Origin of the sequence: Actinocorallia herbida, from assembly GCF_003751225.1 — a bacterium.
GTDB lineage: Bacteria > Actinomycetota > Actinomycetes > Streptosporangiales > Streptosporangiaceae > Actinocorallia > Actinocorallia herbida.
In genome coordinates, this window is record NZ_RJKE01000001.1 from 4,600,551 (window position 1) to 4,620,250 (window position 19,700).

Here is a 19,700-nt window from a genome sequence, read left to right on the forward strand (position 1 = left end):
GGACGCTACCCAGCGTGACGCGGCCCAGGCAGCCGTCCCCTCTTCCTGGGACCGGCATTACCACCCGGCCCGTCGGTCCCGGCCCGGCGCGGGGGGAGGTCAGCCCCGTTTGGGGCGGAGGGCGCCGGGGCCGCGGCGGAGCATCGAGGTGAGGGTGCGCCACCACGGGAGGGCGGGGTCGGGGTCGAGGCCCGCGGCCATGCGGTGGAGCTGGTCGGCGTGCCATTGGAGGTTCACCGCGCTGTCCACTTTCCGCAGGTCGGTGAGGCGGCCGAGCAGGGCGCGCGCGCCGGCCCGGATGGCGGGGGCGTCCAGGCGGTCCCGGCCCCGGTCGAGGAGGGCCGCGCCGGCGTCGGGGGTGAGGCAGGCGGGCCGGCCGATCCCGATGACGTCGCAGTCGCCGTCGGCGAGGGCCCGTTCCATGGCCGCGCGGGTGCGGAAGCCGCCGGTGACGGCGATCGGCACCTCCCCGGCGACGTCGCGGACCGTCCTGGCGTAGTCCAGGAAGTAGGCCTCACGGGCCCGGGTGGACTCGGCCAGCACGCCCATCATCGCCGGGGCCTCATAGGATCCGCCGCTGACCTCGATGAGGTCGACGCCCTCGGCGACGAGGGCCCGGACGACCTCCCGGGACTCCGCCTCGGTGAACCCGCCGCGCTGGAAGTCCGCGGAGTTCAGCTTGATCCCGACGCCGAAGCCGGGCGCGACGCCGGCGCGGATCGCCCGGAACACCTCGATGACGAAGGCGCGTCGGCGTTCCGGATCGCCGCCCCACGCGTCATCGCGCAGGTTGGACAGGGGCGAGAGGAACTGCGTGACGAGGTAGCCGTGCGCCCCGTGGATCTGCACCCCGTCGAACCCCGCCGCCTCGATGACCGCCGCCGCCGTGCCGAACCGGCCGATGATGTCGCGGACCTCCTCGTCCCGCAGGGCGCGCGGCTTGGCCGCGCCGGGCACCCGGGCGGCGATCGCGCTGGGCGCGACCGGGCGGTGGCGTCCGGTGCGCTGGTTGGCCTGACGACCCGGATGGTTGAGCTGCGCCCAGATCGGGCCGCCGTTCGCCTTGTAGGCCGCGGCCCACCGGGTCAGCGCGGCGAGATGGCGGTCGTCCTCGACCACGACGTTGCCCGGCTCGCCCAGGTGCCGGTGGTCGACTATGACGTTGCCGGTCACCAGGAGTCCGTAGCCGCCCGTGCTCCACCTGCGGTAGAGCTCCTCCAGCCGGGCGCCGGGCGCTCCGTCGGGCTCGGCGAGCCCCTCGCTCAGCGCCGACTTCATCAGCCGGTTGGACAGGCTCCGGCCCTCCCGGAAGGCGAGGGGCGCGCCCAGCCTGCCGCGGTCGACGGGGGTGGGACTCATGTTCTCTCCTCGCATCCTGTGCCGGGTTCACCGGCTCCGGAGGAAAACCGCTCGCCGTCTCGACCGCGATGGGTACCTTCGCTCCATGATCGGGCAGAACGCAGGCGAATCGCCATACGAAGGACGTCGACCCGTGTCCGGACCACCATCGTCACCGGGAACGCGGCGGGCCGACGGCACCGCCGTTCGGATCGGCGCCCTCGTGCCGCTGAGCCCACCGGGCTGGGTCGAGGCGGGCCGGCAGCTGCTCGCCGGACTCGAGCTCGCCGTGGACGAGGTCAACGACGCGGGCGGGATCGCCGGGAGGCCGCTCGAACTGGTCGTCCGGGACACCGCGGCGGATCCGCGGAAGGCCGAGGCGGCCGTGGACGAACTGGTCGGCCTCGGCGTGACCGCCTTGGCGGGCGAGTACCACAGCGTCGTCGCCCGCTCCGCCGCCGCCAGGGCCGACGCCCTCGGTGTGCCGTTCCTCTGCTCGTCGGCGGTGCTCGACACGCTCACCGAGCAGCCCACCCCCTGGGTCGCGCGCCTCGCCCCGGCGCAGTCCCACGGCTGGCGGATCTACGCGGACTTCCTCCTCGGCGCGGGCCACCGTCGCGTCGCGGTCGCGGCCGAGCCGAGCGTCTACTGGGCGTCCGGGGCCCGGCTCCTGCGGGACCGCCTCGCGCCGCGCGGCGGCACCGTCACCGAACTCGACATGCGCGCCCTCACCCCCGCGGACCTGTGCGGCGAGCTCGTCGCCGACGGCGCGACCGCGCTGCTCCTCCTCGTCGGCCACCCGGAGCCGGCGATGTCGATCGTCGGATCCGTCCGCCGCGACCGGCGCCTCGCCGGGATCATGATCGGCGCCCCGGCCGGGCAGCCGGAGTTCGCCGCGTGGGCGACGGCGCTGGGCGACGACGGCGCCGCGGTCCCGTTCCTGCGCTACCTGCCGGAACGCCTCGGCCCGCTCGGCGCGCGAGTCGAGGCGGCCCTCCGCGCGCGGCTGGCGCAGGCCCCCTCGTTCGTCGCCTTCGAGGGCTATGACACGATCGCCGTCCTCGCCGAGGCGCTGCGCTCGCATGGCACCGACCGGGCGCGCGTCGCCGAGTCCTGGCCTCGCGTCGCGGTCGAAGGCACCCGCGGAACGATCCGGTTCTCCCGCACGCCCGGCATCGGCGTCTGGCAATGGGCGTGGCCCCCGGTCCAGGTCGTCGACCGGGATCCGGCCGATCCCGAACGGCTGCGGATCCTGCACACCGGCTAGCGCGCGGCCGGATCGCCATGCCGTGCGGACGGGATCGCGGTTTCGGAATCCGTCCATCTCATACAAGTGCTCCGGATGGGGCCTCGGTCAGGAGGCGGCGATGCACCACCCCACCTATTTCGTGACCGTGCGGGTCGACGAGGGCGACATCGTCGAGCTCAGCGAGGTGCTGTACGAGCATCTCGGGGAGGATTTCGGGGTGATGGTCCATGAATGGGCGCACCTGAGCGGTCCGGGCGTCGCCGGGCCGCCGCTCCCCGACTTCGGTCGCGACCTCGTCGTACGGCTCTGCGTCGGCGGGCCCGACGACGCGGTGCAAGGGCTCGTCGCCCATGTGCGCGAGCACCCCTTCATGCGGGCGCAGGTTCACGGGCTCGTCACGGTCGAGCGGACCCCCGACCTCACCGAGGCCGACGTCCTCATCAAGGCGGCCACGACCCCGGACGACGCCGGAGCCCGTCGGCGCGCGGTGATCCGGCACGCCGTCCGGACCCGCGTCCGCGTCCACGGCGGCGCCGTCATCGGTGAGCGACTGCACCTGCCGTCCCCGGACGAGGACGCCCTCTCCGTGCTCACGCCCTCCCCGGAGTCCCTGCGCCGCGACCTGGTCCAGTACCTACCGGACGTCTCCACCGCCGTCCGCGAGAAGTAGGCCCACGCGGCAGGCGCAGCCGACCCGGACCCACCCGTCCTAGCCGGAGACCGGCGGGCCGGGTGCCGGGCGGTCGAGCTCCGCCTCGCCGCGCCCGGCGACGTCCCGGGCGGGCCGATCGGAGACCGTCGTCCTGGCGAGCATGCGGGTGTGGTCGGTGGTGATGGTGCGGCCCGCCGTCCAGAGGGCGAGGGCGCCCAGGAGAAGGAAGACGGGGACGACGACGAGGAGCGCGTAGTGCAGGCCCGCCGCGTCGGCGGCCGCGGCCGAAGCGGCGGGGACTATCGCGGTGAACCTGTCGGAGAGCGCTCCCGTGACGATCGGGCCGAACGCGCCGCCCAGGAGGTAGAAGGAGGCGTAGTAGACGGCCACCGCGGTGGCGCGCAGGTGCGGCTCGACCACGTCGGCGATCGCCGGGAGCGCGGTGGTGATGAAGAAGTAGTGGAAGAGCCATCCGGCGGCGAACAGGGTGAGGAAGGCGGTGACGGCCGTCGCGTCGGCGAGCAGCGCGGCGAGGGTGAGCGGCGCGGACAGGGCGACGCCCGCCGCGCCGGCCGTCATCCGGGCCGGCAGGGAGCGCCTGCCCGCCCGGTCGGCGGCGACGCCGCCCAGGAGCAGTCCGGCGATGCCGGTGAGTCCGAGGACGAGGCCCGCCGACTGGGCCGCCGCCCCGATCCCGAGGCCGAAGTGGCGTTGCAGGTACGGGACGAGGAACGTGGTCATGGAGTGGGCCGGGATCTGGACGCCGACCCCGGCGAGGACGAGCCGCCGCACGGTCGGGATCGCCAGGATCGAGCGGACCGCCTGCCGCAGGGGCGGCGCGGCCGCGCGACCGGCCGCGTCGCGCCGCGGCTCGGGCAGCGTGAGCATCAGGGCGGCGAGCACGAACCCCGGCACGGCGGCCAGGAGGAACGGGACGCGCCAGGAGCCGGTCGCCTCCACGATCCAGCCGACGCTGAGGAAGGCGGCGAGCAGCCCGACCGGGATGCCGAGCTGGAAGACCCCGATCGCGCGGGCGCGCCGCCCCGGCGGGAACACGTCGAAGATCATCGCGTTGGCGGCGGGCGCGTAGGAGGCCTCGCCGATCCCGACGCCCAGCCGGAACAGCAGCAGCGCCGCGAAGCTCCACGCGCCTCCGCTGACCGCGGTGAACAGGCTCCACACGACGAGGCCCCCGGCCATCACCCTGCGGCGCGAACCCCGGTCGGCGACGCGTCCGAGTGCGATGCCTGCCAGCGCGTAGACCACGGTGAACGCACTGGTCACCGCGCCGATGTGGCCGTCGCCCAGCCCGAACTCCGCCTTGATCGGCTCGACGACGATCGCCGGCACCGTCCGGTCGTAGAAGTTCATGAAGTTGGCCAGCGTCAGGAGCGCGAGCACGCGGTGGGCGCCGGGAACGCGTGCGTCGGCCGCGGCCGACGCGGAGCCGGGAGAGGAGATCACGATCAGTCCAGGGATGGGCGGTCGATGGCGCCTCCCAGCGTGCTGCTTCATGATCATCAGGCCCGCCCGCGACAGTCCACGATCCAGCCCGCATCTCCCCTGAGATTCTCAAAGCCGTAGGTGGGGTGGGGTCAGGGGTGACGCAGGTCCAGGAGGGCCTGGGCCGTGTGGACGGTGGCCATCCGCTCGGCTTCGGCGGCGTCACCGGCGCGGAGGGCGCGGACGAGGGCGCGGTGGCCGGTGTAGCGGTCGGCGGCGAAAGCCGGGTCGGCCTCGGCGGCGCGCCTGGTGAGTTCGCGCTGCTCGTCGGGGGTGAACGACCGGGTCTGCGCGAGCAGCCGGACCAGGACCGGGTTGCGGGCCGCGGCGTTCACCCCGTCGTTGAAGCGCGCCAGGACGTCGAGGATGCGCTCGACGTACCGCGTCACGGGCTCTCCCTCCCCCCTGCGGCGCTCGATGAGGACGACGAGGTCGTCGGCCTCGTCCAGCAGGGCGTCGAGCGCGTCGAGATCGGCCTCGGTGGCGTGCCGGGCCGCGAACCGGGCGGCGAGCCCGCGCAGCGCGGCCTCCACTTCGGCGAGTTCGCGCACGGAGTCCGGATAGATCCGGGCGACGACCAGGGTGCGGGGGCCGAGCCGTTCGATCAGGCCGTCCAGCTCCAGCCTCCGGATAGCCTCCCTGACCGGGGTGGCGCTGACGCCCATCCGTTCGGCGAGGCCGCGTTCGGTGACCTTGACGCCGGGCGCCAGTTCACCGCTGCCGATGAGGCCGCGCAGGGCGTGGTAGGTCCGCTCGGCGAGGGTGGAGGCCGCAGGGGCCTCGCTCGGAGGTGTCGACACGGGACCCCACGATACGCGATGCCACCGAAAGGAGTTTTTGCAACCCTTGCTGATTTTGCTATAGCAAAGTACGGTGAGGCCCCTCATACCCCACCCCACCCCCTCAGGAGTCCACATGCCGAAGGCGCACGCCCCACGGCAGGAACAGGCGCGATCGGGCCCCGGCGGAGCCCGGATCGTCTTCCTGGTCGCGCTCGCCGTCTTCGCCCAGGAATCGGCCTGGAACTTCTACGACGCCCAGGTCCCGCCCCTGCTCAAGGAGCACATCGCGAGCGCCGCCCTCATCGGGCTCATCATGGGCATGGACAACTTCCTCGGGCTGTTCATCCAGCCGTGGATAGGCAACCTGTCCGACCGCACCCGCACCCGCCGGGGCCGCCGGATGCCCTTCCTGCTCGTGGGGATGCCGGTCGCCGCCCTGCTGTTCGTGCTCATCCCGCACGCCCCGACGCTGCCATTGCTGGTGGCCGCGGTCTTCTGCTTCGCGCTGGTCGGCAACACCTTCAAGCCGGTGGCCGAGGCGCTGATGCCCGACTACGTCTCGCCGCGACGGCGCAGCGAGGCCAACGCGGTCGTCAAGATCGCCATCGGTCTCACGGTGATCGTGTCGGCCCTCATCAGCATCTTCCTGATCGACGACCACCCCGCGCTCGCCTTCGCGGTCCCCGCCGCCCTGATGCTGGCGTCCACCACGGTGCTCGGGCTGACGGTCCGGGACAGTGAATCGCCCGGCTACCGGGCGGCGCTCGCCGCCGACGCCGCCCGCGCCGAGACCGACCGGCACCCGACCGTCCGCGAGTCGGTCCGGGACATCTTCGCCGACCGGGACCGCAGCAGGGTCCTGCTCATCGTCATCATCTTCCTCTTCGCCGGGGCCTGGGCGGCGTCGCGGGCGCACATCACCACCTACGGCACGCAGACGCTCGGCCTGACGCGCGGCGAGGCGGGCGGCCTCGCCCTGCCCGCCGGCCTGGTCTTCCTCGCCGCCGCCTACCCCGTGGCGCTGCTCGCCCGGCGCCTCGGCCGGGTCCGCGTGATCACCGGCGGCATGCTGCTGTTCGTCGTCTCGATGGTGCTCGGCACCGGTGCGGGCGACGCGACGCTCACCATGGTCGCGATGTCCGTCGGCGCGATCGGCTACGCCGGATTCGCCGTCAACGCGGTCGTCCTGCTGTGGGACCTCGCGCCGTCGGACGAACTGGTCGGCACCTACGCGGGCATCTACACGCTCGGGTCGAGCTCCGGCGCGTTCCTCGGCCCCGCGATCGTCGGCGCGATGGTGGACCTCACCGGATGGGACCTCATGCTCCTGGACGTCGCGGCGCTCGCCGCGCTCGCCGTCATCGCCGCGCTCGGGCTCGCCGCCCACCGGCGCCGCCACGCCCTCACCCCTCAGGAAGGACTCTGATGGAACACCGTATCCTCGCGCCCACCGGCGCCCTCGGCGCGGGCTTCGACCTGACCGGCTTCAGCAGGGGCGTCGCCCTTCGGCCGCACGTCATCGCGTGCGACGCCGGCTCGACCGACAGCGGCCCGTCGGCGCTCGGCTCCGGCCGGCCCAAGCTGTCCGACGCCGCGGTCGCCCGCGACCTGCGGCATCTGCTGCGTGCCCGCGCCGACCTCGGCGTGCCACTGATCATCGGCTCGTGCGGCACCAGCGGCCGCGACGACGCCGTGGACCATCTCGCCGGGCTCGTCCGGGACCTGTGCCGGGCGGACGGCCTGCGCGCCCGCCTCGGCCGGGTCTACGCCGACCAGCCCGCCGACCGCCTGACCCGGCTGTGGGACGAGGGCCGGATCCGGGCGCTCCCGCACGCCCCCGCCGTCACCCGCGAGACGTTCGCCGACGGGCACGTGGTCGCCATGATGGGCGCGGAGCCCATCGAGGCGCTGCTGGAGGACGGCTGCGAGGTGATCCTCGCCGGGCGCGCCAGCGACACCGCGCTCTTCGCCGCCCTCCCGCACCTGCGCGGCGCCGACCCCGGACCGACCTGGCACGCCGCCAAGACGATCGAGTGCGGCGCGGCCTGCGCCGTGCCGCCCTCGGCGAACGGGCTGTTCGCCTATGTGCGCGACGACCACTTCGACGTCACGGTCCTGCACCCGGGAGCCCGGCTGACGGCCCGCTCCGTCGCCGCGCACACGCTGTACGAGAACGCCGACCCGTTCCGCGTCATCGAGCCGTCCGGCGTCCTCGACACGGCAGGCGCCTCCTACGAGGAGATCGACGACACGACCGTCAGGGTCCGCGGCTCCCGGTTCGAGCCGGCGGGCGAGTACACCGTCAAGCTCGAAGGGGCGCGGCTCGCGGGGCACCAGACCGTCATCGTGGGCGGGGTGCGCGACAGGGTCGTCATCCGGCGGCTGCCCGAACTCATCGACATGGCGCAGGGCTACTTCGCCGCCAAGATCACCGACGTGTTCGGCGGCCGGGTCGACCCCGCCGATGTGGACATCGACTTCCGGCTCTACGGGGCGGGCGCCGTGCTCGGCGCGCACGAACCGGACAAGCACGATCCCGCCGAACTCGGCGTCCTCATCACCGTCACCGCGCCCGAGCAGGAGACCGCCCGCGCCGTCGCCACGTTCGTCGCGCACGCCGCCTCGCACCTGCCCATGCCCGAGTACGACGGACTGGTCACCACGATCGCCTACCCGTTCTCCCCGCCGGAGACCGACCGAGGCCCCGTCTACGAGTTCACCCTCAACCACGTCGTCACCGGCATCACCCCGACCGAGCTGTTCCGCTCGTCGGTCGAAGCCCTCTGAGCCCGGGAGAACCTTTCGATGGCCACCCTCCTCGACTACTGCGCGCTCGTGCGCTCGAAGAACGCGGGCCCCTTCACCCTGACGTTCGACTTCATGGCCAAGGACGAGCGGACGTTCACGGCACTGTGCGCGACCGGGGCCCTCTCCCCCGGGCTGTTCGCCTCGCTCTTCCATGTGGCGGAGACCGAGGTCGTCGTCACGCCCGTGCCCGCCGCCCTGGCGATCAAGGTGTCGCTGCCCCGGCCCGTCGTCCAGGGCGCGCGCGGCGACTCCGACACGTACGCGGGCCAGCAGTACGGCCCGCTCATGGCGATGACCCTTCCGGAGCTGGACCGATGAACGCACTGCCTCCCCTGCTGCCCGCCCGCACGATCCCCCTCGACCACCCCGGCCGCGCCTTCGTGACGGGCCGGACCCCGTCCTTCGCCTGCCGGGCCGACCAGCGCTTCTCCTACGCGCTGCAGGTGCCGTCCCGCTATCGCGACGACGGACCCCCGCTGCCGCTCCTCGTCGTCGTCCACGGCACCCGGCGGCGCACCGACGCCTCCCTCGACGCCCTCACCGGCTTCGCGGAGGAACGCGGCTGGGCCGTGCTGACCCCCCTGTTCCCCGCGGGCATCGGCGACCCCGATGACCTGCACAACTACAAGTTCATCGAGTACGCCGGGATCCGCTTCGACCTCGTCCTGCTCGCGATCCTCGACGACGTGGCCGCGCGCTGGAACATCGACGTCTCCCACTTCGCCCTGCACGGCTTCTCCGGCGGCGGCCAGTTCGCGCACAGATTCCTGTTCCTGCACCCGCAACGCCTCTCCGCGGTCTCGATCGGCGCGCCGGGCCGCGTCACGCTCCCCGACCCGTCCGTCGGCTGGTGGCGCGGCGTCGGCGACCTGCCCGCCCGGTTCGGCGTCGACTGGGCGCCCGGCCTCGTGGCCGGGGTGCCGGTGCAGCTCGTCATCGGCGCGGACGACGACGGGGCCGCCCAGCTCGCCGTCGTCGAGCCGGACGGGAACGGCAGCACCCGGCAGGAACGCCTGCACGCCCTGGCCGAAGCCCTGCGCGCCCTCGGCTCGCGCCCGCACCTGGACCTCGTGCCCGGCGTCGCGCACGAGGGCCTGAAAGTCCTGCCCGCGGTCCGCGCCTTCCTCGACCGCGTCGCCAGGCCCGACTGAGACCCGTCGCAGCCGGTGAGCCCCGGGCCTCCCGGGGCCCACCGACTTGCGCTCCCCGACGCCGCAGCAAGGCGCTCGGCCATGACGGCGATCCGTTCGAGGAGTTCCGGCGGCTCGTGGACCTCGAAGGCGAGGTCCAGCAGGATCACCCAGACGATGATCTCGTCGAGGTCGTTCGGGCCGCACAGGAGGACGCAGGTGTCGGCGTCGACGGGTTCCACGGTCGCGACCGTCGGCGGCATGCGGCGGGTGACGACCTCGGCGGAGGCGTGCACGGTGAAGCGCGCCCGGTGGCGGTACGGGGCGCTGGAGATCGCCCGGGAGGTGTAGGAGGCCAGGTCTTCGGCGGGCGGTTCGCGGGGGGTGAAGCGCGGGCCGTTCGGGGTCTTCAGGCGGAGCCGGTCGACGCGGTAGGTCCGCCAGTCGCGCTGGTCGAGGTCCCAGCCGACGAGATACCAGCGGCGCCCCGAGTGCACGAGCCGGTGGGGTTCGGCCGATCGGCGGCTCCGCCGGCCGTCGTGCGACCTGTAGTCGAACCGCAGTCCCTCGTGGTCCTGGCAGGCCGCGGCGAGGGCGGGCAGCACTTCGGGATCGGGTTCCGCGCCTCCCGTCATGGGCACGGTCCTCGACCCCAGCGCGTGGACCCGGTGCCGTAGCCGCGCCGGCAGCACTCGTTCGAGCTTCGCGAGCGCCCGCACGAAGGTCTCCTCGATCCCGGCGACCGTGCCTCCGGCGGCGGTCCTCAGCCCGACGGCGACCGCGACCGCCTCGTCGTCGTCCAGCCGCGCCCGAGGAGATGGCGGGGCTCACCGCGGCGGAGCTGGAACGGCGGCCTCGTCCACCCGCCTGTACAAGGAGGGCGCGGCGGACTGGGGCCGGCCCGTGGCGAACTCCGACGTCCCGACCGGGGTGGCGGTCTTCCCGGGCGACCCCGGGGTCCGCCGCGTCGCCGAACGCGAGAACCACGTGGTGCGCTGGTCGGAGTTCGACCGGGGCGGGCACTTCGCCGCGATGGAGGCACCGGATCTCCTCGTCGCCGACGTCCGCGCGTCCTTCCGGCTGGTCCGCTGACCCAGGGCACGGCCGACGTGGGGCGGTTCTCCGGTGGCGGGCCGCCCCCGTCGATGATCATCACGGCCTCCATCACCGCGCTTCGCCGCGCGCCTCCGAGGCGGGCGTCCGGTGGGGCCGACGGTCCTTCCAACCGCGGACGGGGGCGGTCCGCGCGGGTCCCCAGGCCGGCAACGTCATCCCCACGGCGATGAGCAGCACGGCCACCGCCGGGAGCGTCACCGAGAACAGGCAGCCGAGCGGCTCGATCGGCGACCGGCATCCGAGATCGCCGACGGTCCCGACGGGCAGGGGCGGCTCGAATCCGAACAGTTGCGCCTGGACGAAGACGAACCTCTCCGCGAGGTGGACCAGCCCGAGCACCGCGCCCGCCGAGACGCTCCACAGGCCCAGCCGCAACGCCGCCCGGCTCGTCCGGCCCGCGTGGCGCAGCCCGGTGCGCAGCAGGTCGACCATCGCCACGCCCAGCATGACGAGGAAGATGTCGGCGTACCCGCCGAGCATCGGCCGCTCGCGATAGAGCTCCCCGAGCGCCCCGCCCCTCCCGGACACCGGGCTGCCCAGGAACAGATCCGACATGCCCGCGATCGCCAGCGTGTACGCGACGATCCGTGCGCGAATCGCCGTCCTGGCCTCCCTCGGCGACCGCGTGACGCGCAACAGATAAGCGACCGTGCACAACGCCACCGCCAGCGCGCACACATCGGCCAGCAACCACCCGAGATGCGGGAACACCCGCCCCTCGACCGCCCGCGCCCTCCCCGACATCAGCACGAACGCCAGCCCGAACGCCATCAGCAACGCGCACAGCTCACCCTGCCCGGCCCGCACCGGCCCCCTCCGCAACCCCCGAAGCCGCACCCCCGCCCACCCGAACGCCACCCCGGCCCCGGCGAAAAGCAGCCCGTCCACCACCGGACCTCCCCCTCCCATTCCCACGCGCCCTCCCCCACCGACGGACTCGATCCGAACGGCCCGACCCCATAATTCCAGAGTCTCCCGGCACCCCATTCCGAGCCCCGAGCAGCATTCTTCCGCACTCCCGATCACCCCCGCCATGCATTTACCGAGAACGAAATATGCCCCAAAACCAACGAGGCGCGAAATACTTCCGAATGGCCAGGACGCCGGCATCACGACGAACAACCAGAATCCCCGACAAGATCCGCTGCGCCGAAATTCACCAAGGCCCGCCGGCTTCGGAGAACCCGAGGTGGGCGAGGTCTCGCCGGACGGGGTCGGTAGGGCGCGTCGTCATGAAGTGCTCCACGGAGGCCGGCCGCATCTGGAAGTCCTTGATTCCCGAGCCGGGCCTTTCACCCGCATAGGCGGGTGAAAGGCCCGGCCGCGTCATCGTGCCCGCCTTCGCGCCTTTTGCCGTCGCCTTTGCGCAGGGTCCTCGGATGGCCGGGTGAACGTCTCCGCGCCGGAAGCATGGAGAACCACTTCGGCGTGGCGTGCTGGATCCATGAGGCGGGGACACCTGTGGACGGGCGTGCGCGCCGCGAACCAAGGCCGCGGCATCGGGTGCGACGCCGGTTCGTTAGGAGTGGCGCCAGGAGTGGAGTTTGTCTGGGTTTCGTATTGCCCAGATGTGGGTGATGCGGTGGTCGGCGGCGATCTCGAAGGCGAATACCGTTTCGGTTCTGCCCTCGGACTCGACCACCAGACCGGGCAGGCCGTTGACCGTGCGTTCGAGGATCGTCCGGGGCGGTGCGAGGCGGGCGATCGTCAGGTAGAGGTGGGCGATCCGCTCGGCGCCTTCGATGGGCAGGAGGTGGGCGATGACGCGGCCGCCGCCGTCGGAGATCGCGGTGGCGGCCGGATCGAGCAGGCCGATCAGGGCCTCGATGTCCTGCGCCTCCCAGGCCGCCTTGAAGCGTCGGACGACGCTCGCCTGCCGGGCCGCGCCCGGGCTCGTCCCGGCCCGCGCGGCGGCGATGCGGCGGCGGGCCGAGGACGCCAGCTGACGGCACGCCGCCGGGCTGCGGCCGACGATTTCGGCCACCTCGGCGAACGGGTAGCGGAAGACGTCGTGCAGCACGAACGCGACGCGCTCGGCCGGGGTCATCGACTCGAACACGACGAGGAAGGCCATGGTCACCGACTCGTCGAGGGTGATCCGGTCGGCCGGGTCTCCGCCCGCCCCTGCCGTCCACTCGGCCGGGGCGGGCACCGGCTCCGGGATCCACTCGCCGACATAGGTCTCCCGCCGGGCGCGCGCCGAGCCGAGCAGGTTCAGGCAGACGCGGCTCGCCACCGTCGTCAGCCAGGCACCCGGGGACTCGATGGACTCCTGCTCGGCCCGGGAGATCGCGTACCAGCGGGTGTAGGTCTCCTGGACGACGTCCTCCGCGTCGGCCAGCGATCCGAGCATCCGGTAGGCGAGATTGAGCAGCTGCCGCCGCTCGCCCATGATCGTGCTCAGGCCCGGGTCCCGCTCGTCCGCCTGCCGCTGCGCCTGTTCCGACGGGGTGTTCATCCGCTCTCCGGCTCCCTCGTTGCCATGTCCTCCCCGGTACGACAGATCAGCGCGGCGAAATGTCAGGTCGGGGCCCACCTCACATTCGACGGGGCCGCGTTGTCGGGTCAGTGAAGACGACCCCGTCGACCGAAGGACAGGAACCTCCCCATGAACGACTTCCAGGAGATCGCCGACCGCGTCGAGATCGAGGCGCTGCGCGCCGAGTTCACCGACGCGGCGATGATGCGCGACCGCCCCCGCATGGCCGCGCTGTTCACCCCCGACGGAGTGCTGCGCATGCCCAACATCCCGGTCGAGTTCAGCGGCCGGGAGAAGATCCGGCTCGGCGGCGAACGCCTGCAGAGCCAGTGGGATTTCTTCGTGCAGAACAGCCACCCGGGCACGATTCGGATCGACGGCGACACCGCCACCGGCCGCACCTACATGCAGGAGGTCGCACGGCTGCTCGACGGCCGCTCCGGCCAGAACTTCGCCGTCTACCACGACGCCTACCGGCGCACCCCGGAGGGCTGGAAGTTCGCCGAGCGGGTCTACGAGGTCAGGTACGTCGACACCACACCGCTGGCGGGCTCGGCGCCCGGCTCCGGCGAGTCGTCCGACGACTTCGCCGCACCGGCGTCCGCCGACCGGCTGGACCGGGCGATCGCGGCACTGCGGGCGAACGGCTTCGCCGCCGAACTCCTCGACGACGCCAAGGCGGCCCGCGCCCGCGTCCAGGATCTGATCCCGGAGGGCGCGGCCGTGTTCACCGGGGCCAGCGAGACGCTCCGGCTCTCCGGCATCGCCGACGACATCGAGGCGGGCGGTCACTGCGAGGCGATCCGGCCGCGCATCCTGAAGATGGACCGCACCACCGAGTCCGACGAGATCCGCCGCCTGACGACCGCCCCCGACGTCTTCGTCGCCAGCGTCACGGCCGTGACCGAGACCGGCTCACTCGTCATCGCCTCTGGCAGCGGAAGCCAACTCCCCGCTTCTGCGGGCGGTGCCGCGAAGGCGATCTGGATCGTCGGCGCGCAGAAGGTGGTCCCCGACCTTCCCACCGCGCTGCGCCGCGTAGAGGAGCACGCCCTCCCCCTGGAGAGCGCCCGCGCCCAGCAGGTCTACGGCCGCCCGAGCGCGATCAACCGCCTCCTCGTCCTCAACGCCGAACCCCAGCCCGGTCGCGCCACCGTCCTCCTGCTCCGCGAACCCATCGGCTTCTGACCCCGACGACCACCCCGACGACCACCCCGCCGGCCTCCCCGGCGGGCAGACCTCCTGCGCGCCCTGCCCTGCCGGCTCACCGCCGGCGACGGCGAATCCGGGGCGGGATCGAGCCCCCCTTGTTCGGAGGGCGCTGTCCGTCTCCTCGGTCAGGGCCGCAGGAGGGTCTTGATGGCACGGCGTTCGTCCATGGCCTTGTAGCCGTCGGCGGCGTTCTCCAGCGGCAGGGTCAGGTCGAAGACGCGGCCGGGGTCGATCCGGCGGGTCAGGATCAGCTCGATCAGCTCGGGCAGGTAGCGGCGGACGGGCGCGGGGCCGCCGTGCAGGTGGACGGCGGCGAAGAACAGCTCGTCGCCGGGCAGGTGGACGTCGTGGGAGACGCCGACGTAGCCGATGTGGCCGCCGGGCCGGGTGGCGCGGACGGCCTGCATCATCGACTGCTGGGTGCCGACCGCCTCGATCACGCTGTGCGCGCCGAGACCGCCGGTGAGGTCCTTGAGCTTCGCGACGCCCTCGTCACCGCGCTCGACGATGACGTCGGTCGCGCCGAACTCGGTCGCGAGCCTCTGCCGGTCGGCGTGCCTGCTGAAGGCGACGATCCGCTCGGCGCCCATCTCCCGGGCTGCGAGCACGCCGAGCAGGCCGACCGCGCCGTCGCCGACGACCGCGACGGTCTTGCCGGGTCCCACCGCGGCGGCGTCCGCCGCGAACCAGCCTGTGCCCAGCACGTCGGACGCCGCGAGCAGCGACGGGATCAGATCCGCGTCCGGCGTTCCGGGTGTCGCCACCAGGGTGCCGTCGGCCAGCGGGATCCGCGCGAACTGCGCCTGGGTGCCGATGCCGTTCATCGCCACGGCGTGCACGCAGCGGGACTGGTAGCCCGCCCGGCAGATCTCACAGGTGTTGTCGGAGGCGAAGAACGACCCGACGACGAAGTCCCCGACCTTCACGTTCCGCACCCCGGGGCCGGTCTCCTCGACCACGCCGACGTACTCGTGGCCCATCGGCGCCATGCCGTCGAGCTTCTCGACGCCGCGATAGGGCCACAGGTCCGACCCGCACACGCACGCCGCCGTCACCCGGATGATCGCGTCGGTCGGCTCGATGATCTTCGGGTCGTCGCGGTCCACCACGCTGACCTCGCCGGGACCGTTCAGGACTACTCCACGCATGAAGGATCTCCTCGCTCGCTCTCGGTCGCGCGCCGACGGACGTGGCACCGCACTCGGCCCCTCAGTGCGGTATTCCTCCCATACCGGGGCAAGCCCCACCTTGCGGCGGAATCTTTGCCACGGCCGGACGGCTAAATGACCGCGGTCCGCCGGCCGGCACACCCGCGCCGCGGCCCGGACCTGGCCCGATATCCTGCGAACCCGTTGCACCGAACCGGAGACGACCGACCCGTGTCCGATCATCAGGCCACCGAGGACCGAGGACCCGACGTGCGGCGCCGTACCGTCCCGGCGCTCACGCAGTACGCGACACCCCGCCTGGTCGCCTCCATCGTGTACGACGGGCATCCCGCCGAGGACGACCCGGAGTGGCGGACCAGCGGCGCGCCCAGCGCGGCCGACTACGGGGTCTGGGCGGGGCGCTGGTGCGGTCTCACCTGCCTGCGCATGGCGCTGCTGGCGCGCGACGGAGCGGCGCCCAGCCTGTGGGAGCTGCTGACCGAGGCGCTTCCCTACGGCGTCTACCAGGAGCGCGACGACGGCACGGTGGGGCCGGGACTGATCTACCGTCCCTTCGCCGACTTCGTGGGCGAACGCCACGGCCTGCGGGCCGAGGTCATCACCGAACTCACCGCCGACCGGCTGCGCGCCGAACTCGACGCGGGCCGGCTCGTCCTCGCCTCGGTGCACCGGGAGATCCGCCGCCCCGACCGTCCCGCCCCCGGCCGTGGCGGCCACCTGGTCCTCGCCACCCGCCACCCCGGCGACACCGTCGCCTTCCACAACCCCTCGGGCCACACCCCGGAAACCGTCGCCGCAGCGCTCCCCGCCGACGTCTTCGACGCCTTCGCCGCCCACCGGGGCGTCGCCCTCCACCTGTAGTCGCCTCGCCGCGGGTTCCGGTGGCCCGGCGACCCGGTGCCGGGGCCTCCGATCGGGGCGGGCCCGGCGCCCGGTGGCGCCGCGCCGCCGGGTCGGCCGGTTCGGTGCCCTGGCCGTGCCGCGCCGCCGACGACGCCCGGCGGGGCCCGCCTTGCGGGTCGGCGAAACGCCGGCCGACGCCTACGGGAGCAGGCCGTGGAGCCGCGCCGCGACCACGGCGGCCTGCCGGGTGGTCGCGTGCAGCCGGGCCATCGCCTCGCGCAGGTAGCTCTTGACCGTGGGGAGCGACAGCCCGAGGCGGGTGGCGATCTCCGTGTTCTTCAGGCCCAGCGCGATCAGGGCCAGGATGTCGATCTGCCGGTCGGTGAGGCGCACGCCGGAGGGCCGGGCCGGGTCCGGGTGTGGGGCGGCGAGCGCGCGGAGCTCCGCGGCGACCTCCGGGTCGGCGACGCGGTGGGCGAGTTCGCGCAGGCGCGCGTGGAGGTGCACCAGGTCGGTGGGCACGTCGTGGTGGGCGAGGTCGGCGGCACGGATGAGCCGCAGGCGGTCGTCCACTTCATCCCGAATATTCAACTCGTGGGCGATATGGGTCGCCCGGCCCTCCAGGAAACGCAGGACTTCCGGGGATCCCGACCGCGTGCGCCGCCCCGCGTAGAGCAGGCCGCGGACGCGTCGCCGCACGATGATGGGCGCGACCGCGAGACTGACGATCCCCTCACCGAGGATCTGGTCGTCGAAGTCGTGGGTGATGTCCTCGGCCGCCGCGTAGTCGTCCACCGCGAGGGCCCTGCCGATCTGCCAGCTCCGCCCGCCGAGCCCGCGGGCCGGGGCGAGGACGATCGAGGTGAGCCGGCCGCCGCCCGCGCCGGCGACCGCGGTGATGCGGATCTTGTCGTCCTTGCGCAGGCCGGCGAAGGTGACGGATCCGTGCAGCGCCTGGCGGATCTCGCGGCTCGTCTGCTTCAGCAGGGCGAGGTCGCTGGGACGCATCAGATCGACGGGCACCCCAATACCTACTTTCGGACGTGCCGAGGGCTTTGCGGCCAGTTAAGCATGTGGCGCAGACCACTTCGGCAGCCGCGTCCCCGGGCGCGGCACGCACCTCGGAGGCGATCCGCATGTCCGAACCCATCGGCTCTCACCCGCACGAAGACCGGGTGTTCGCACCCCCGGCGGGGCTCGCCGCCGACGCGAACCTCAAGGCCGACGTGTACGAGCGGGCCGCGAAGGACCGGCTCGGATTCTGGGCCGAGCAGGCCGAGCGCATCTCCTGGAGCGAGCCGTTCACCGAGGTCCTCGACTGGTCGAACCCGCCTTTCGCGAAGTGGTTCACCGGCGGCAGGCTCAACGCCGCTTACAACTGCGTCGACCGCCACGTCGAGGCGGGCAACGGCGACCGGGTGGCGCTGCACTTCGTCGGCGAGCCCGGCGACACCCGCGACATCACCTACGCGCAGCTCAAGGACGAGGTGTCGCAGGCGGCCAACGCGCTGACCGGGCTGGGGGTGCGGGCTGGCGACCGGGTGGTGATCTATCTGCCGATGATCCCCGAAGCCGTGGTCGCGATGCTGGCGTGCGCCCGCCTCGGCGCACCGCACACCGTGGTGTTCGGCGGATTCAGCGCCGACGCGCTGGCGAGCCGCGTCCTCGACTGCGACGCGAGGCTCGTGATCACCGCGGACGGCGGCCACCGGCGGGGCGCGGCGTCGCCGCTCAAGCCCGCGGTCGACGAGGCCCTCGCGAAGCTGGGCCGGAAGAACCCCGTCGAGCATGTCGTGGTCGTGCGGCGCACCGGCCAGGAGACGGCGTTCGACGGCGCCACGGACGTCTGGTGGCACGAGGTCGTCGGCGGGGCGTCTACCGCGCACACGCCCGAGGCGTTCGACTCCGAGCATCCCCTCTACGTCATGTACACCTCGGGCACCACCGGCAAGCCGAAGGGGATCCTGCACACGACGGGCGGCTACCTGGTGCAGACCGCGTACTCCTTCTGGGGCGTGTTCGACCACAAGCCCGACGACGTCTACTGGTGCACCGCCGACATCGGGTGGGTGACCGGTCACTCGTATCTCGTCTACGGGCCCCTGGCCAACGGCGTCACGCAGGTGCTCTACGAGGGCACGCCCGACACGCCCCACAAGGGCCGCTGGTGGGAGATCGTCCAGGACAAGAAGGTCACGCTCTTCTACACCGCGCCGACCGCGATCCGGACCTGCATGAAGTGGGGCGAGCGGATTCCCGCCGAGTACGACCTGTCGACGCTGCGGGTACTCGGATCGGTCGGCGAGTCCATCAACCCCGAGGCCTATCTCTGGTACCGCGACAACATCGGGCAGCGGAAGGCGCCGATCGTCGACACCTGGTGGCAGACCGAGACGGGCGGCCACATGATCACGCCGCTGCCCGGGGTGACGGCAGCCAAGCCGGGCTCCGCGATGACCCCGCTGCCCGGGATCAGCGTCGACGTCGTCGACGACGCCGGGAACTCCGTGCCCAACGGGGAGAGCGGGTACCTCGTGGTCCGCGAGCCGTGGCCCGCGATGCTCCGCACGATCTGGGGCGACGACGAGCGCTACAAGGAGACGTACTGGTCCCGCTGGGAAGGCCTGTCCCTGTACTTCGCCGGGGACGGCGCCAAGCGCGACGCCGACGGGGCCATCTGGCTGCTCGGCCGGGTCGACGACGTCATGAACGTCTCCGGGCACCGCCTTTCGACGACCGAGATCGAGTCCGCCCTCGTGTCGCACCCGAAGGTCGCCGAAGCCGCCGTGGTCGGCGCCGCCGACGAGACCACCGGCCAGGCCGTCGTCGCCTTCGTCATCCTGCGCGAGTCGGCCGCCGACGGCGGCGCCGACCTCACCACCGAACTCGCCGCCCACGTCAGAAGGGAGATCGGCCCCATCGCCAAGCCGAAGCGCATCCTCGTCGTCCCCGAACTCCCCAAGACCCGCTCCGGCAAGATCATGCGCCGCCTCCTGCGCGACGTCGCCGAGAACCGCGCCATCGGCGACGCCACCACCCTTGCCGACACCACCGTCATGACCCAGATCACCGCCGGGCTGTCCGCCTCCTCCCCCCAGGAACCCTGACGCGCCTCGGCCCAGCGGCGCCGGGAAAGCGATCCGGGCCGTCGACCCGGCCGCGCCCCTGCTCCGCGCCTACGCCGACCGAGGGCCGCTGCGCCGCCTGAACGGCACCGGCACTACCGAAAAGGTGCGACTGCGCATCCATGACGCCCTGGGACTCACGAACGCCATGTCCTGGGCGGCGATGTCCGGGCGGACCTGGCGGACAGGAACGCGGTCGCGCCGGTGGCGCGGCCGCGGCGGATGGTCGCGGTCGGGCCGGATGGGGCGGCGTGCTCGGCTCGGCGGCTCTGCGAGCGGGTGGGAGATCGAGGC

Annotated in this window: 17 protein-coding genes and 1 pseudogene; 10 read left to right on the forward strand and 8 right to left on the reverse strand. The window is 73.0% G+C overall.

Annotated features, from left to right (window positions below; genetic code table 11):
• Positions 1 to 99: 99 nt before the first annotated feature.
• Positions 100 to 1,359, reverse strand: coding sequence for an NADH:flavin oxidoreductase/NADH oxidase family protein (locus EDD29_RS21290; protein ID WP_123666108.1), 1,260 nt, complete (start codon positions 1,357 to 1,359; stop codon positions 100 to 102).
• Between the two features lie 133 nt (positions 1,360 to 1,492).
• Here EDD29_RS21290 and EDD29_RS21295 point away from each other — a divergent pair, with 133 nt between their 5' ends.
• Both EDD29_RS21295 and EDD29_RS21300 read left to right on the forward strand, forming a co-directional pair.
• Positions 1,493 to 2,605, forward strand: a complete 1,113-nt coding sequence (locus EDD29_RS21295; RefSeq protein WP_246052903.1) for an ABC transporter substrate-binding protein — start codon at positions 1,493 to 1,495, stop codon at positions 2,603 to 2,605.
• 100 nt (positions 2,606 to 2,705) lie between these two features.
• Positions 2,706 to 3,257 (forward strand): hypothetical protein, encoded by a 552-nt coding sequence (locus EDD29_RS21300; RefSeq protein ID WP_123666110.1) that lies wholly within the window; start codon positions 2,706 to 2,708, stop codon positions 3,255 to 3,257.
• 39 nt (positions 3,258 to 3,296) lie between these two features.
• Here EDD29_RS21300 and EDD29_RS21305 read toward each other — a convergent pair whose 3' ends face one another.
• Complete coding sequence (locus tag EDD29_RS21305; RefSeq protein ID WP_246052905.1) at positions 3,297 to 4,703, reverse strand: spinster family MFS transporter; 1,407 nt, start codon at positions 4,701 to 4,703, stop codon at positions 3,297 to 3,299.
• A gap of 131 nt (positions 4,704 to 4,834) precedes the next feature.
• Positions 4,835 to 5,542 carry a GntR family transcriptional regulator gene (locus tag EDD29_RS21310; protein ID WP_211359820.1) on the reverse strand — a complete coding sequence of 236 codons (708 nt, stop codon included), beginning with the start codon at positions 5,540 to 5,542 and terminating at the stop codon, positions 4,835 to 4,837.
• A 115-nt stretch (positions 5,543 to 5,657) separates the two neighbouring features.
• Here EDD29_RS21310 and EDD29_RS21315 point away from each other — a divergent pair, with 115 nt between their 5' ends.
• From EDD29_RS21315 to EDD29_RS47035, 4 genes are read left to right on the forward strand one after another with little or no spacing between them, the layout of a single operon-like run.
• A complete protein-coding gene (locus EDD29_RS21315; protein ID WP_123666112.1) occupies positions 5,658 to 6,950 on the forward strand; it encodes an MFS transporter in 1,293 nt (430 codons plus the stop codon).
• Positions 6,950 to 8,311 carry an acyclic terpene utilization AtuA family protein gene (locus EDD29_RS21320; RefSeq protein WP_123666113.1) on the forward strand — a complete coding sequence of 454 codons (1,362 nt, stop codon included), beginning with the start codon at positions 6,950 to 6,952 and terminating at the stop codon, positions 8,309 to 8,311. Before EDD29_RS21315 ends, EDD29_RS21320 begins: the two co-directional genes overlap by 1 nt.
• Positions 8,312 to 8,329: 18 nt before the next feature.
• On the forward strand, positions 8,330 to 8,650 hold the full coding sequence (locus EDD29_RS21325) for a DUF4387 domain-containing protein (RefSeq protein ID WP_123666114.1): 321 nt from the start codon (positions 8,330 to 8,332) through the stop codon (positions 8,648 to 8,650).
• Positions 8,647 to 9,483: an alpha/beta hydrolase family protein gene (locus EDD29_RS47035; protein WP_123666115.1), complete on the forward strand. Its 837-nt coding sequence runs from the start codon at positions 8,647 to 8,649 to the stop codon at positions 9,481 to 9,483. The genes EDD29_RS21325 and EDD29_RS47035 overlap by 4 nt, the downstream gene beginning before the upstream one ends.
• 125 nt (positions 9,484 to 9,608) lie before the next feature.
• Here the strand turns inward: EDD29_RS47035 and EDD29_RS47040 are convergent.
• Positions 9,609 to 10,097, reverse strand: a pseudogene (locus EDD29_RS47040) (helix-turn-helix transcriptional regulator); the annotation flags it as partial.
• Between EDD29_RS47040 and EDD29_RS47995 the strand changes: the two are divergent.
• Complete coding sequence (locus EDD29_RS47995) at positions 10,096 to 10,554, forward strand: hypothetical protein (RefSeq protein WP_342774439.1); 459 nt, start codon at positions 10,096 to 10,098, stop codon at positions 10,552 to 10,554. The pseudogene EDD29_RS47040 and the gene EDD29_RS47995 sit on opposite strands and share 2 nt — an antisense overlap.
• 72 nt (positions 10,555 to 10,626) lie before the next feature.
• Here EDD29_RS47995 and EDD29_RS21345 read toward each other — a convergent pair whose 3' ends face one another.
• Positions 10,627 to 11,466 carry an MAB_1171c family putative transporter gene (locus EDD29_RS21345; RefSeq protein WP_170201494.1) on the reverse strand — a complete coding sequence of 280 codons (840 nt, stop codon included), beginning with the start codon at positions 11,464 to 11,466 and terminating at the stop codon, positions 10,627 to 10,629.
• A 631-nt stretch (positions 11,467 to 12,097) separates the two neighbouring features.
• Positions 12,098 to 13,036, reverse strand: coding sequence for an RNA polymerase sigma factor SigJ (gene sigJ, locus EDD29_RS21355; protein WP_123666117.1), 939 nt, complete (start codon positions 13,034 to 13,036; stop codon positions 12,098 to 12,100).
• A gap of 150 nt (positions 13,037 to 13,186) precedes the next feature.
• Here sigJ and EDD29_RS21360 point away from each other — a divergent pair, with 150 nt between their 5' ends.
• The gene (locus tag EDD29_RS21360) at positions 13,187 to 14,245 is read left to right on the forward strand and encodes an LUD domain-containing protein (protein WP_123666118.1); all 1,059 of its coding nucleotides are present in this window, start codon (positions 13,187 to 13,189) and stop codon (positions 14,243 to 14,245) included.
• 149 nt (positions 14,246 to 14,394) lie between these two features.
• Here EDD29_RS21360 and EDD29_RS21365 read toward each other — a convergent pair whose 3' ends face one another.
• Entirely contained in the window at positions 14,395 to 15,417 is a 1,023-nt protein-coding gene (locus tag EDD29_RS21365) for a zinc-dependent alcohol dehydrogenase family protein (RefSeq protein ID WP_123666119.1), read from the reverse strand.
• Positions 15,418 to 15,687: 270 nt separating this feature from the next.
• Here EDD29_RS21365 and EDD29_RS21370 point away from each other — a divergent pair, with 270 nt between their 5' ends.
• The gene (locus EDD29_RS21370) at positions 15,688 to 16,299 is read left to right on the forward strand and encodes a C39 family peptidase (protein ID WP_246052907.1); all 612 of its coding nucleotides are present in this window, start codon (positions 15,688 to 15,690) and stop codon (positions 16,297 to 16,299) included.
• A 180-nt stretch (positions 16,300 to 16,479) separates the two neighbouring features.
• Here the strand turns inward: EDD29_RS21370 and EDD29_RS21375 are convergent, their stop codons facing one another.
• Positions 16,480 to 17,304, reverse strand: coding sequence for a LuxR C-terminal-related transcriptional regulator (locus EDD29_RS21375; RefSeq protein ID WP_123666121.1), 825 nt, complete (start codon positions 17,302 to 17,304; stop codon positions 16,480 to 16,482).
• 113 nt (positions 17,305 to 17,417) lie between these two features.
• Between EDD29_RS21375 and acs the strand changes: the two genes are divergently transcribed.
• Positions 17,418 to 19,388, forward strand: a complete 1,971-nt coding sequence (gene acs, locus EDD29_RS21380; protein WP_123666122.1) for an acetate--CoA ligase — start codon at positions 17,418 to 17,420, stop codon at positions 19,386 to 19,388.
• Positions 19,389 to 19,700: the final 312 nt, after the last annotated feature.